This is a genomic window from Kothea flammea (assembly GCF_052161645.1).
GTDB lineage: Bacteria > Planctomycetota > Planctomycetia > Pirellulales > Pirellulaceae > Laterigemmans.
This window is the reverse complement of sequence record NZ_CP197414.1, coordinates 2,027,691-2,040,962: the sequence shown is the minus strand read 5'-3', so window position 1 is coordinate 2,040,962 and position 13,272 is coordinate 2,027,691. Positions and strand designations below refer to the sequence as shown.

The 13,272-nt window shown below is 57.5% G+C and carries 16 protein-coding genes; 14 read left to right on the top strand and 2 right to left on the bottom strand.

Translation table 11 applies throughout. From position 1 onward, the window contains the following. Nucleotides 1–4: 4 nt before the first annotated feature. Nucleotides 5–1,771: a serine/threonine protein kinase gene (locus SH139x_RS07250; protein ID WP_488354606.1), complete on the bottom strand. Its 1,767-nt coding sequence runs from the start codon at nucleotides 1,769–1,771 to the stop codon at nucleotides 5–7. A gap of 244 nt (nucleotides 1,772–2,015) precedes the next feature. Here SH139x_RS07250 and SH139x_RS07245 point away from each other — a divergent pair, with 244 nt between their 5' ends. The 14 genes from SH139x_RS07245 to SH139x_RS07180 all read left to right on the top strand — a co-directional run bounded on the left by SH139x_RS07245 (nucleotide 2,016) and on the right by SH139x_RS07180 (nucleotide 12,622). Beyond that, a complete protein-coding gene (locus SH139x_RS07245) occupies nucleotides 2,016–2,837 on the top strand; it encodes a TIGR04282 family arsenosugar biosynthesis glycosyltransferase (protein ID WP_488354605.1) in 822 nt (273 codons plus the stop codon). After that, nucleotides 2,834–3,967 (top strand): glycine oxidase ThiO, encoded by a 1,134-nt coding sequence (gene thiO, locus SH139x_RS07240; protein WP_488354604.1) that lies wholly within the window; start codon nucleotides 2,834–2,836, stop codon nucleotides 3,965–3,967. Before SH139x_RS07245 ends, thiO begins: the two co-directional genes overlap by 4 nt. A 55-nt stretch (nucleotides 3,968–4,022) precedes the next feature. After that, a complete protein-coding gene (locus SH139x_RS07235) occupies nucleotides 4,023–4,823 on the top strand; it encodes a hypothetical protein (protein ID WP_488354603.1) in 801 nt (266 codons plus the stop codon). 103 nt (nucleotides 4,824–4,926) lie between these two features. Beyond that, on the top strand, nucleotides 4,927–5,643 hold the full coding sequence (locus SH139x_RS07230; RefSeq protein ID WP_488354602.1) for a hypothetical protein: 717 nt from the start codon (nucleotides 4,927–4,929) through the stop codon (nucleotides 5,641–5,643). Between the two features lie 132 nt (nucleotides 5,644–5,775). Beyond that, nucleotides 5,776–6,012 (top strand): flagellar FlbD family protein, encoded by a 237-nt coding sequence (locus SH139x_RS07225; RefSeq protein ID WP_488354601.1) that lies wholly within the window; start codon nucleotides 5,776–5,778, stop codon nucleotides 6,010–6,012. Between the two features lie 3 nt (nucleotides 6,013–6,015). Then, the gene (locus SH139x_RS07220) at nucleotides 6,016–6,777 is read left to right on the top strand and encodes a motility protein A (RefSeq protein WP_488354600.1); all 762 of its coding nucleotides are present in this window, start codon (nucleotides 6,016–6,018) and stop codon (nucleotides 6,775–6,777) included. 23 nt (nucleotides 6,778–6,800) lie between these two features. Then, on the top strand, nucleotides 6,801–7,583 hold the full coding sequence (locus SH139x_RS07215) for an OmpA/MotB family protein (RefSeq protein WP_488354599.1): 783 nt from the start codon (nucleotides 6,801–6,803) through the stop codon (nucleotides 7,581–7,583). Continuing rightward, nucleotides 7,576–8,121, top strand: a complete 546-nt coding sequence (locus SH139x_RS07210) for a dihydrolipoamide acetyltransferase (protein ID WP_488354598.1) — start codon at nucleotides 7,576–7,578, stop codon at nucleotides 8,119–8,121. The genes SH139x_RS07215 and SH139x_RS07210 overlap by 8 nt, the downstream gene beginning before the upstream one ends. A gap of 22 nt (nucleotides 8,122–8,143) precedes the next feature. Continuing rightward, nucleotides 8,144–8,572 (top strand): flagellar motor switch protein FliN, encoded by a 429-nt coding sequence (gene fliN / locus SH139x_RS07205; protein ID WP_488354597.1) that lies wholly within the window; start codon nucleotides 8,144–8,146, stop codon nucleotides 8,570–8,572. 33 nt (nucleotides 8,573–8,605) lie between these two features. Then, nucleotides 8,606–9,328 carry a FliO/MopB family protein gene (locus tag SH139x_RS07200; RefSeq protein ID WP_488354596.1) on the top strand — a complete coding sequence of 241 codons (723 nt, stop codon included), beginning with the start codon at nucleotides 8,606–8,608 and terminating at the stop codon, nucleotides 9,326–9,328. Between the two features lie 102 nt (nucleotides 9,329–9,430). Further along, nucleotides 9,431–10,381, top strand: a complete 951-nt coding sequence (gene fliP / locus SH139x_RS07195; protein ID WP_488354595.1) for a flagellar type III secretion system pore protein FliP — start codon at nucleotides 9,431–9,433, stop codon at nucleotides 10,379–10,381. A 66-nt stretch (nucleotides 10,382–10,447) separates the two neighbouring features. After that, nucleotides 10,448–10,714 carry a flagellar biosynthetic protein FliQ gene (locus SH139x_RS07190; protein WP_488354594.1) on the top strand — a complete coding sequence of 89 codons (267 nt, stop codon included), beginning with the start codon at nucleotides 10,448–10,450 and terminating at the stop codon, nucleotides 10,712–10,714. A 47-nt stretch (nucleotides 10,715–10,761) separates the two neighbouring features. Then, nucleotides 10,762–11,538, top strand: a complete 777-nt coding sequence (locus tag SH139x_RS07185) for a flagellar biosynthetic protein FliR (protein WP_488354593.1) — start codon at nucleotides 10,762–10,764, stop codon at nucleotides 11,536–11,538. 4 nt (nucleotides 11,539–11,542) lie between these two features. Continuing rightward, nucleotides 11,543–12,622, top strand: coding sequence for an EscU/YscU/HrcU family type III secretion system export apparatus switch protein (locus SH139x_RS07180; RefSeq protein ID WP_488354592.1), 1,080 nt, complete (start codon nucleotides 11,543–11,545; stop codon nucleotides 12,620–12,622). 62 nt (nucleotides 12,623–12,684) lie between these two features. Here the strand turns inward: SH139x_RS07180 and SH139x_RS07175 are convergent, their stop codons facing one another. Continuing rightward, on the bottom strand, nucleotides 12,685–13,083 hold the full coding sequence (locus SH139x_RS07175) for a hypothetical protein (protein ID WP_488354591.1): 399 nt from the start codon (nucleotides 13,081–13,083) through the stop codon (nucleotides 12,685–12,687). Nucleotides 13,084–13,272 lie beyond the last annotated feature (189 nt).

Here is a 13,272-nt window from a genome sequence, read left to right as displayed (position 1 = left end):
AATCTCAGCTAGTCAGACGAGCCAGGACAAACCCCAGAGCGACGGCGAAGGCAAACATCACCACCGAGCCCAGGACGAGCCAGAGTGTAACCCGCCGCCCCAGTCCTTGGCGAGGCACCGGCATCGTCGCCCCCTGTTGACGAGCTTTATCAATGGCCGCGGCGTGCCGCACCGCTTCGTTGATCTTTGGCTGGCGAGCAACACCTCGCGAACCCCCGCCGCGCCCCGAACCTGCTTTCCCGACTCCCGACTTGCCGACCGCTGATTTGCCAACCCCCGATTTGCCAACGGCTGCGTTACCAGCGGCAGCAGTTTGGCCGCGTCCCGAGCCAGTACCGCCACGACGCGGCATTTTGAACCCCGATTCAACTTCCAAATCGATCGTGCTGCCGCCGCTGGAGAGACCGGGCGATTTGGCTCGTGGAACGACCGGCATTAAGCGGCCACTGCCGGAGGTGCTCAGTTCGGCTTGTTCGCCACTCTTGGAACCGCGTCCGGTGGCAGTCTCACCCGCTTGCCCGTTAACCGTGTCAAAATCGGCCAGCAGTTCATCGGCCAGGGGATCCCCTGTTCCCTGACCTTGCCCCGAGGCCTTGCCGGCGACACCGGAACGGCCACTGCCGGAACCAGTGGCTAGGCCGGTCGCCGCCGCCGAGTTCGCGCCCACCTGCTGAGTCGCCGGGGAGAGCGTTTTGGCCTGCTCGCGGACCTGGCGAGCCAATTCCAATTGCTCCGCTTCATAGGCATCGGACCAGCGATCGATCGCTTCGATCAAAGCCCGCATCGATTGGTAGCGATACTTGGGGTCCTTCTGCATCATTTTTACGCAGATCCCCTCCAACTCGCCGGGAACTTCAGCCCGCTCTTGGCGAATCGATTTGGGCATCGTCGTTTGATGCATGGCAATCCGCTGGGCCAATGTCCCATCATTAAAAGGCGGATGCCCGGTCAGCATAAAATACAACGTACATCCCAACCCATACATGTCGACGCGGTGATCGACTTCGTGGCTGTTGCGAGCCTGCTCGGGAGCTAAATAGTCAGCCGTGCCGAGCACGTTTTCGTTATTGACGACTGTCAACGAATCGTCATCCTGAACCGTAAACAGAGCCAGACCCAAATCCAAAATCTTGACCCGCTGGCGACTGTCAACTAACAGGTTTGCCGGTTTCACATCACGGTGAATCAGCCCCGTGTCGTGGGCGTGTTGCAACCCATCAGCCGCTTGCCGGATATAACCGACCGCCCGGGCAATTTCCATCGGACCTTCCCGCCGCACGATGACCTGTAAATCATCGCCATCAACATACTCCATCACGATGTAATGCAGATCGCCGTCGTTATCAATGTCAAAGGCGCGGACAATGTTGGGATGATTGAGCGAAGCGATGGCTTTGGCTTCGAGCTGGAAGCGAGCTAAGTAGGTCGCATCATTGACTCGTCTGCGGGGCAGCACTTTGATCGCGCGACGATCGTGCATGCGGGTGTGTTCGGCCAAATAAACATTGCTCATTCCCCCAGTTCCGATGTGGCCGAGCAACTTATAACGTCCCAGGAAGAAGCCTTTGTATTTCCCGCTGATCAGCTTTTCGACTTGCCATTCTGTTAACAAGCCAGCGGTGCAAAGATGTTTAGCCACTTCCCGCGCTGCGGGCAGTTGCCCCTCGTGGGCCTGCCTCAGGCGGTCAAGAGATTTTTCCAAGGCGGCGGCATTTGCCAGCCGGCTTTTTTCGACTATCTCAAGGAAGCGTTCGGTCGTCTGTTCGCTCATCGTCCTCGGTTTGGTTGGCACCGGAGGGTTCGATCATTCCATGCTGGCACCAATGCATTCCATGCGGGTGCCGAAGGCTCGGGCACAAATGGATCTGGACCGGAAGGGAAACTGATACGAAGGGAAACTGATACATTAAAAGAGCAAGCTTGGCGAGGATACCACAGTTACGCACGCCAAGTTTACCGTTTGCCAAGCTTTTTCATAGTATTCCGTCAAACACGCCAAAGCGAATCGAAACGCGATGATTCCAGTGAGCAATCATGATGCCACCCAGCCTGACGCCCCCGAGAATGCGGGATCGCTCGGGCCGGGCCGGGCAGATTCAACCTCGTTGGCTGTGGGCCTGATGGCTAAGTACTGGACCCCCGGTGAAGTGAAAACCCGCTTGGCGGCAGAAATTGGCGATGTCGCGGCCTGCCAACTACATTATCACTGCGTGCAACTGATGCTGCGGCAACTAAGCGACCTCACCCCCCACGCTTGGCTCGCACTCGCTCCAGCCGATCGCCTCGTCGAAGTCCGTCCCGATTTACCACTCCCCTGGCAGGCAACCTCGCAGAGTGACGGCGATTTGGGCGAGCGAATCAGTCAAGTTTGCCAATTCTTACTCGGCCGCAGCCCCTTAGTGGGGCAGATCGTGGTCATCGGCAGTGACTGTCCCTGGATTACGGCAGACCACATCCTCTCAGCCGGACACGCGCTCAATAATACCGACGTCGTGATGGGCCCCGCGGCAGATGGGGGATACTATTTGATCGGCATCCGCGGGCCGTGGGCTGCCAAACATGGCGAGCTGTTCGCCGATATTGCTTGGAGCACCTCCCTGGTGGCCGAGCAAACGCGAGCGGTTTGCCAACGCCAGGGCCTGCAGTTGCGCGAACTGGAGACGCTCAGCGACGTCGATTTTGTGGCCGACCTGCAACGGATTGGACCAGAAGTTGGCGATGCGAGATTTCAAGCCGCGCTGAAAACGCTCAATTTTCACCGCCAAATACCCGCCGTTAGCCGCCCAGTAACCACCAGACCCCCAGAATCCACCAGCCGCTCGGAAACTGCTGAATGAAGTCGACTTGCCTGATCGTTGGCGGTGGTGTGATCGGCCTCAGCGTCGCGTGGGAACTGGCGCAACATGGCCTGCGATGCGTGTTGTTGGATGCCGGGGCGGTTGGTCGGGGCAGTTCTTGGGCCGGGGCGGGGGTATTGCCGCCAGCCAATTTAGCCACCGCCCTGGACCCCATCGACCAGCTCCGCGGGCTGTCGCACCAACTGCACCCGGAATGGTCCGAGCGACTGCGGGAGCAGACCGGTCTGGACCCTGAATTTCGCCGCTGCGGTGGCATTTATTTAGCGCGGAAAGCGGGCGAGGCGGCCGCTTTGGTTGGCCAAGCCCAATACTGGCGAGAGTACGAAATCGAGGCAAAACCGCTCAGCTGGGAGGAGTTGGCGCGTTGGGAACCGGCCCTCGGCGTCGGACTGCGGGACCAACCGCCCAAGGGCGCGTGGTGGACGCCGGACGAATACCACATGCGGCCACCAAGTCATTTGCGAGCACTCACCGCAGCCTGCCGGCTGGCGGGCGTGGAACTGCGGGAGCAGACAGCCGTCAAGGGTTTACGAATCAAGGACCAACAAGTCGAGGGGGTGGAGATGGAGCACGGCACGCTGTTCGCCGATCAGGTGGTGCTCTGCTGCGGGGCCTGGGCCAGCCGTTTTGCCGATCCGCGAGGGGCGATTGCGGACGTCTATCCGGTGCGCGGCCAAGCGGTGCTGTACCAAAGCGAACCTGGTTTACTCACGCGAATTATTAATGAGGGCAATCGCTATTTGGTCCCCCGACTCGATGGCAAAATCTACGTGGGCAGCAACGAAGAGGAGGTGGGCTGGGTGGAAGGCACCACCGAACAGGTGATCGAGGAACTTTGCGGCTGGGCCGAGTCGCTGCTGCCGATGCTCGAGCGAACCAAAATTGAGGCAACTTGGAGCGGCCTGCGGCCCGGCTCTTTCGACGGATTTGCTTACTTGGGGCGCGATCCACGCTGTAAAAATTTGTACTTCGCCACCGGGCACTACCGCAGTGGCTTGCACCTCTCGACCGGCACCGCTCTGCTGCTGCGACAATTAATTACAGGACAACAAACTTCCATCCCGCTAGACACTTTTAATGTGGCCCGCTCCACTGTGAACCGGCTGTAAACAACTTGAACCCCATTCCCACTCATTACGGCAGGCAAGCTTTAGGCCTTTTTGCATGAATAGCATCCTTGAACCTCCCGGCACTATTGCCGTGATCGGCGGCGGACCACTGGGGATCGAAGCCGCCTTATACGGTCGCTATCTCGGTTACCAAGTTACCCTATTCGAAGCCGGCCGCTTAGCTGCCAGCTTGGCCGCAGACCCCACGGCGATCCCTCCTGAAACCTGCGTCTCAGCTCTCGGCTTGGCCGCCCTGGCTGCGCAACGCACCGTCGGCGGAACGATGATCACCGTCAAACCGACCAGCCACGCCGATTGGTTGAGCGAGTATTTTGAGCAGTTGGCGGAAGTCGATTTACTGGCGGGCCGCATCCGCCTCGGTGTCGAAGTGACGCGGATCGACTGGGCTCCACCCGAACTGGAAGGGGCCGAACTGGAAGGGCCCGAAGCCGACGAGCCCGAAGCCGACGAGCCCGAACCGGATGGGTTGGCAGACGAGCAAGCGGAAGAGGACGCGGAAGACGACGCAGCCGCCGAAATACCGCCTGATTTCTTGGTCTTTGTCCGCCAGCGAAACGTGTGGGGCGAAGTGATAGCGGACGAAAACGTCGACGGCGAGCAGGCTGAGGAGTCTGTCGGCGGGCGTTTCGAAGCGGTCATTGACGCTCGCGGGGCGGCAGCCGCCAGCTTGGGACCGATCGCGACGGATGCCCAACCGTTGGCTTACTATTTTCGGCTGGGCGAGCAACCGGTCAGGGCGGATGCCTACGCGGCTGGTTTGCGGCAGATTTGTGAGATTTTTGCCGCGTTGCAAGACCGCCCCGGCTTGGATGTCTACAAAAATTTGGGTGGTTAATTCGTCGGGCGGTGCGCCCCGTTCATCTACCCGTGCGGCCTGATACACTAGAGGCCTTGAACCGACCCCCTCCACACAGTTTCCCGCGGTGAGAAAAGATTCGATGTCAAGCCAACCCAGTCGTCCGCACGTGGTCGTAATCCGCTCCTGGCCGAAGATGATTTTCTTGTGGCCTACGGCGCTCACCTCGTTGATAGCCGGATTATTGACATGGTTCGCACCCGATTGGAGCGGGACGCTGGGTCACATTTTCGTGTTAATCTTTACGCTCAATCTGGCGGTTTTGACCTTCGATTTTCCCCGCTCGACTTCGCTGACGATCTTCATCGCCGTGATCAGTCTGGGGTTGGGAGTAATACTGTTAAACCAGCAATTCGGAATTATCGCGCCGGTGCAGAGTTGGTTCGCTTCGTTGGACATCGCCGCCAGCAGCGGATTTTACTTGGCGATTTTCGTCGCCATGTTGGTGTTGTTCACGGGCATGGCGATTGTCACCCGGTTTGATTATTGGGAATTGACCAATAATGAGCTGATTCACCACACCGGGTTGCTGGGCGACGTTGAACGTTACTCCACCGCCGGGCTGAAATTGAACACTGAGTTGAATGATGTCTTCGAGTACCTGCTGGCGGGTGCCGGGCGGATCATCATGAACATTCCCGGACATCCACGACCGTTCGTGCTCGACAACGTGTTGCGGATTAACAAGGTGCTAGTGGTTTCCAAGGATTTGCTGAGTCGACGGATTGTCGAGGTTTCGCAGTCTGGCGGGGAAAACAAGCAAACCGAAGAAGATCGTCAGACGGCCGAATACGAGTAAAATTTTCGGCTACTCACACCCTCCGTGCCGTTGATTGTGACCTAGGGTTGCGTGAACGGAACTACGAAGTTCGCTGCCCAGTTGGCAGTGAGCATTGTTTGCACGGGGAAATTGCGGGGGTGTGAGAACAGCATGATCAAGCTAACTCGCCTTGATGGTGAGGCGTTTGTGCTCAATGCGGAATTAATCCGTTATGTGGAGCATCGCCCCGACACCTTTATCACTTTGACTACCGGCGAACGTTTCGTGGTCTCCGAGAGCATGGATCAAGTCGTGGACTTGGCCCTCTGCTATCAACAGCGCAAACATTTCCTGCCGCCACCTCCGCGGCAAGATTTCGCCTCTCCGACCTTTGCTACCGGTAGTTGATTCGTGGATATTGCAACCCTTGTTGGCTTGCTGTGCGCCTTGGGCTTGATCATCGGCTCGATGCTGATGGGCAGCGCACCGATCACCGCTTACATCGATGTCCCTTCGATCATGGTGGTGTTGGGGGGTGCTTTGGCAGCCGCCATGATCTGTTTCCCGCTGCGTTCCATGCTGGGTTCTCCCAAAGTGGCCTTGAAGGTTCTGCTGAATAAAAACGAGGACCTCGGCGAGCTGGTCGCGCAATTGGTGGCGCTGGCGGAAACGGCGCGTCGCGATGGGCTGTTGGCTTTGGAAAGTAAAGTCAGCGAGATTCAAAACCCGCTGGTCCGAACCGGTATTCAGATGGCTGTCGATGGTGGCACCCCCGAGTCGGTGGAAGAAGTCCTACGATCGGAAGTCAGCGCGATTGCCAGCCGGCACAAGGAGGGCAAGGCGATCATGGACCAATTGGGTCGGTTTGCTCCCGCCTACGGAATGATCGGAACCCTGATGGGTCTGATCATGATGCTCAGCGACATGTCGGATCCCTCCAGCATCGGTTCGGGGATGGCCGTGGCTTTGATCACGACACTCTACGGAGCAATCGTGGCGAATGTCTTTTTCTCACCCTTCGCGGAAAAGCTAGGCTTGCTGAGTAAGCAAGAGTTGATTGCCACGGAGATTGCCATTCGCGGTGTGATGGCGATCCAATCGGGCGAGAGTCCTCGCGCGATCGACCAAAAATTACAGACCTTCATCCCACCGAAACTTCGCAAAACTGAATAGCTCGCAGAGCGGCTAACAAGATTATGGAAATTGAAGAAGATCCGCCGATGGGCATCCCCGAATGGGTCGTCACGTTTGGTGACATGATGTCGTTGCTGTTGACCTTCTTCATCATGCTGGTGTCGCTCAGCGAGATTAAGGAAGAAGAGAAATTCCAAGCACTCGTCGAATCGTTGCGGCAACAATTTGGCTACACGGAAGTCCCCGAGAGCCTCGCTCCCGGCGACTCCAAGCCGCGGACATCGTCCTTTGATCCGCTGGCCACGGTGGGGCGAGCGCAGAAGAAAGATACGGCGAAAGGTGGCGTCCCCGAGAAGGCCCCCCATGGTGAAGAACATCACGTGCGGATCATGCGGAACGGAAACCCCACAGCGATCGGTTCAGTCATTTTCTTTGAACCGGGCACGCAGACGTTGACCGAGAAGGCGAAGCAATCACTGAAGATTTTGGCCGAACAGCTGCGCGGTAAATCGCAGAAGATCGAAGCTCGCGGACACACCGCTCCGGAAGTGGCCGCCCGCGCCGTGGGACTGACCCAAGTCTACGCGCTGGGTTACTCGCGAGCCGAGAAGGTCGTCAATTACTTAATCGAGGTGGAGGGCATCGAGGGCTACCGCTTTCGCACCTCCTCGGTGGGCGACACGGAACCGATGTACAACTCGGGGAATCCCGAAAAAATGGGGCTAAACGCTCGCGTCGAAGTCTTCCTACTCGACGAAAACGCGGAAGATCTCCGCGGCTCACAGAACACGAACTCACGACAATCAGCTCCAGCAACCACCAGCGAGGAGATCGATAATGGCTAAAGAAGCCACCCCCACGGGCGAAGAACCAGGCAAGGCGAAAGTCGGCGGCAAGATCATCTTGGTGGCCTTTATTGCCGTCATCATGTTGGTCGAAACGGCGCTCTTCTTTTTCCTCGTACCGAGTGCCGAGGAAGTTGCCGCGTTGGCCGAAGCAAGACTGATTCAAAATGTGCAGAAGAGCGAAGCGGAGGCCGAAGAAGCCGCCTCGGATGAAAATAAGCCGATTGAGTTTGAGCTGGGAAAATTTGGTGAAACGTTCAGCCCAATTGATACGGAAGCCAAATATACGATTAACTTCCGCCTGTTTGCCGTCATCAAAACCAAAGATTTGTCCCGCATGGAAAAGGAAATGGAATCGAAATCGGGGCGTCTGCGCCACGCGATTCGCATGAAAGTTCGCAATAGCGAAATCAGCGAACTGGAAGAAAACCAATTGGGCTTGCTTCAGCGGCGAATTTTAGCGACATGTAACCACCTGCTCGAAGACGAAATTTTGATGGCGGTTGGATTTACCGACTATCAAGTCATGGAAGACTAAAGAAACAGGAACGTGTCGCGATATGCCCGCTGACCAATCAGGCGAAGAATCGCTCGGCCAGGACGACATCGAGGCGCTCTTGCGGCAAGCTCAAAGTGGAGTTGCCGAAGCGGCTGGCGAAGTGGCTGACGCGGAACCGTCCAGTTCGGGATCCAAGCCCTTTGAGCTGGGGGAATTGGCTGCCGAAGAAGAGGAAGAGCACGAGTCGCAGCCGCTGGAGATTCTCGGGGATGTCGAACTCGATCTGCGGATCGAACTCGGGCGGACCATGATGCGATTGGAAGAAGTTCTGCAATTGCGGGGCGGGGCCGTCGTGGTGCTCGACAAATTGGCGGGCGATCCCGTCGATATCTATGCCAACGGCAGGCTGATCGCGCGGGGCGAAGTCTTGGTGATGAACGATAATTTTTGCGTCCGCGTTACCGAACTTGTCGGCTCCGCAGCCGCTTGATGCCGCCCCAGCCAGGAAAGGATTCCACCGCCAATGCTGATCTCCCCCCAACCTCACCGGCAGAGTGCGGTGCGTAAAATTTCGGCCGTTTTGCTGGCCCTGCTACTGAGTCTGCTGACTTCGCCGCCAGGTCTGGCCCAAGCTGATGAATCGAAACTATTGCGTTCAGGCGGCTTGTCGGTATCTGGCAGTCAGGCAACGGGCAATCAGGCAACGGGCAATCAGGCAACGGGCAATCAGGCAACGGGCAATCAGGCTCTCGATGTGCCCTTAGCCGGTCGTTTAGGCGGCGCCGCGGACGATCCCGCGCGGAGCAGCGGCAGCGGCAGTTTCTTTGGAGGCCCGTTGGCGACAATTATCGGCGGCTTGGCGATCACCTTGGGTGTGTTTTGTTGCTTTGTAGCAGTCGTCCGCCGCGGTGAGCATCGGGGTTTAACAAAGCAGTTACCGGCAGCCGCTTTGGAGGTTTTGGGACATACGTCACTGGGCCCGCGGCAGCGTTTAGTGGTTGTTCGCTGTGGAATGCAAGCGTTAATTCTGGGTGTTTCGCCAGCCGGGATCGAGCAGGTCGGTCAAATTGACGATCCCGATGAAGCGGGCCAATTTATTGCTCAGTGCCGCGGCACGAGTGCCGCGACGAGTTTCCGCGCGACGTTGCAGGAGATCGAACAGGAGCCGCACGCGGCCGGTTTTGTCGACGGAGCCGCGCCGCGAGCCGGAAAAAAAACAGGAAATCGGTTATTTCTTCGCGCTTAGGCTAAAGCTTGAGCAAAATCGATCTTCCTTCTCAGAGCCGCCGCGAGTATTGTCGTGTGAGGATTTCAGATTCTTCACCGCGGAAAAGGATGTTCGCGGCACATGCGTTGGGCTTTGACTCTATTGTTGACCCTCAGCAGCACCTGTAGCGGGTGGCTGGCAGCTGATCTCCATGCGCAGTCGACAGACCCCGCAGATTTACGCCCAACGCTGCAGAATCCGCTTTCAGTCGACGAGTTATTACCGTCGTTATTACCCCGCATTGCGGCCCCCGAGCCGATTCGCGTGAAGAGTCCCGGGGCGACTCCGAGTGGCGAGAATGGCAACGTCGTCGATCCGACGCTCGATTACGCCCTCGGTGGGCCGGAGCGTTGGACTAGCCCCGAGGGGCTTTCCGGTTCGCTGCAGATCATGTTGCTGCTGACGGTGCTCAGTTTGGCCCCCGCGGTGTTGTTGATGACGACCTGTTACATCCGCATCATCGTGGTCTTGGGATTGCTGCGGCAAGCGATTGGGCTGCCTTCACTGCCACCCGGTCAAGTCATGACCAGCATTGCCTTGTTCATGACGTTATTTGTGATGACACCGGTTTGGAGTCGCGTGTACGACGACGCCATCAAGCCTTATACCGACCCCGAAGTGGAGATGACGGCCAGCGAGGCCTGGGAAGCGGGCACGCTGCCGATTCGGGAGTTCATGTCACGGCAAATCCAAGCGGCCGAAAATCATGATGATGTGATGCTGTTTTTCAACTATGCCAACCCCGACGCTCCGCCACCGGAGACTTGGCGAGACGTGCCGCTGCGAGTGCTATTGCCGGCGTTTATGTTGAGCGAGTTGAAGGTTGCCTTCCTGATGGGTTTCCAAATTTACTTACCATTCTTAATTGTCGACTTGGTGGTTGCCAGCGTGACGATTTCGATGGGGATGCTGATGCTGCCGCCATCGGTCATTTCTTTGCCGTTCAAGCTGTTGTTATTCGTGTTGGTCGACGGCTGGAGGCTGGTCGTGGAAATGTTATTGATCAGTTTTGGCACCATGCCCGGCACGTAGCTGGTGCCAGGCTACAGGTAGTTTGTCCGCTTTAGTTCACCAGCCTTTCCGCTCTATGAGAATCAGATGGAACCGAGTGTGGCGGTAGATCTCGTTCGCGAGACGCTCATTGGCGCATTGTTGATCGGCACTCCGGTGCTGCTAGCCGGAATGGCTTCGGGATTGATCATTGGTCTGTTGCAAGCGCTCACGCAAGTTCAAGATCAAACGGTGGCCTTTGTCCCCAAGATCTTCGCCATGGCGGGGGTGATGATTCTGTGCCTCCCCTGGTTGGTCAGCCGGATGGTTGAGTTCACGCGGATCGCGATTGAAAACGCCACGCTGGTTCACTGATGTGCTGGGTTAAAGATTACTGGGCAACGAGAAGGTTTTAATTTTCCATGAACGCGTTGCCGCAATTGGCCGATCTGCTGAGCCAGCCGCTGCTGCTGTTCGTCTTGGTGCTGACCCGCTTGGGGATGATGCTGATGGCGATGCCGGCGATCGGTGGCGGCGTGCCAATGCGGGTGCGAGCCACGTTGGCGATCTCGATCAGCCTGTTGTTAATCCCCTTGGTACCGAGCGACGCGATCCCACAGATTGGCTCGTTGGTGGAACTGGTCATTGCCGCCGTCCGCGAAGCGGGAATTGGCTTGTTGATCGGCCTGATCGTCCGCCTGTTGGTCACCGGGATGCAAATGGCTGGTGAACTGGCCAGCAGCGGTGGCGGCATGCAATTGGGTGATTCGCTGGACCCGGAACTGCGGGCCTCGGTTTCCACGCTGAGTCGTCTGGTGGGGTTATTAGTGACCGCCGTGATGATTGCGATTGGCGGTCATCGCATGATGATGGAAGCGTTGCTCGATAGCTTTCGCGCCATGCCACCTGGGAACGTACGGTTTGAAGTTGGCATGTTGGAGTTAATTCTGTTTGAACTCTCCGCTGGGATCACGGCGGGCATTCGGGCGGGGGCTCCGATCGTCGCCGCCTTATTGCTATCAAACTTAGTGACTGGGTTGATCAGCCGCACGCTACCCCAATTGAATTTGCTGGCGATTGGTCTGCCACTGAACGCAATTGTGCTGTTGGCGGTGGCCGCCTTTACGCTCGGGGGCAGCGCTTGGATCTTCCAAGACGCGTTTGTGCTAGCGATGGAAAATCTGCGGGAGCAGTGGTGATTCCATGGCAGATTCGTCGGGAGAAAAGAAGCATTCAGCAACCGAGCAGCGGCGGACCAAAGCCAAGGAAGAAGGGCAGGTCGTTCGCAGCCAAGACCTCGCTTCGGCCGCCCTGTTGCTGGCCGCCATGGGCGTGCTACGTTGGCGGGGACCGCTGTTGGCCGAGGGACTCGTCGAGCTGATCAAAGAGGGGATTCGTCAAGCCGGCCCGCGGAGCATGGCGCCCAGCGACGGTACCCACTACTTGCTCAGTCAAACTATCGAAGCGGCTTGGCTGGCCATCCCCATCTTGGTCGCCATGCTGATTGCCGCGATCCTGACAAATGTGTTGCAAACCGGCCCGATTTTGGCGACAGCCAAAATCATGCCCAAACTGAGCAACATCGATCCGTTCGGAGGCACCAAACGGCTGTTTTCCATCTCCAGCGTGATGCGGTTGTCGTTCGGTTTATTCAAGGTGCTGGTTGTTTCCGCAGTTGCCTTTTTCGCGCTCGCCGATATCCAACGAATCGTGCTGGAGATGGGGAGTCTGTCGATCGCCGACATCTCCTTGCTGATCTTCAAAAGTTGCATCGATACGGGATTATGGATCGGCGGTGCGCTGTTGGTACTGGCGATTTTAGAATACGCTTTTCAGTGGTGGAAATTCGAGCAAGACTTGAAAATGACCGATCAGGAGTTGCGAGATGAACTGAAGAATTCGCAGGGCGATCCGCAGATGATCGCGCGGCGGCGTCAGATTCAACGCAAGCTGGCGATGGACCGGGTCAGCAACGCGGTTCCCACCGCCGACGTGGTCGTGACCAACCCCACGGAGCTCGCCATCGCGCTAAAATACGACCCACAAACGATGGTGGCCCCGGTCGTGGTGGCCAAGGGGGCAGGGGTGATCGCGCAGCGGATTCGTCGTTTGGCGTTGGAACACGCGGTCCCGATCGTGGAGCGCAAACCGCTGGCCCAAGTCTTATACAAGACGGTGGAAATCGGCGAAGCGATTCCGCTCGATCAATACAAAGCTGTCGCCGAAGTGCTGAAATATGTCTACCAGCTGCGAGGCCAAGCACCACCTCAAGCAGCCGCCTAACAGGGTCTCCTTTCGCTCCGCCGAAAATAGGCAAAAAAACACACCCATATTGCGCTCTCTCCTCAGCCAATTTCCAGCGTAACGATCCCGTTCAAGCGACAACGCCCAGCCTGGCGGCCATCCTGCAAACAAATCGTCAAGCGATGACTTGCAGTCAGCAGCCCGGTAATATCAACGCGAAGTGGCGCTGCGTCAGGCAGCCCACTTTCGGCCAGCGGGTGATCGTCTAACCACAGCGAAAGTTGGCCACGCCAAGCGTGCACGATCAAGGCCAGCGGGGTATCGGACTGCAGACCGCTGGGACAATTGAAGGAACGCCAGTACCAAATCTCCGCATCATCAACAGCAGCATCAAGCTCGGAGCCTGAATCGTCGGGTAAAGCGACATGCGCGGCTGCTTGAGGATCATCGCGTCGCCGACCACGGTTCCAAGCCGCCCGCAATCGAATCGTGTGGCTCATCACCGCTGCCCAGCTCGAGTACCAAAACCTACTTCCCAGCCGCCATTATTTCAGCAGCGGGCGTCAGCAAGAACCCCCCTAGATCGCTGCAGGCTGCTGAGCAAAACCAGCGTTGATTCGTGAAAAGCAACTGACAAAAAAACGCACTCGTGAAAAAAATCACGAGTGCGTCTTTAAAAAAACCCTTCG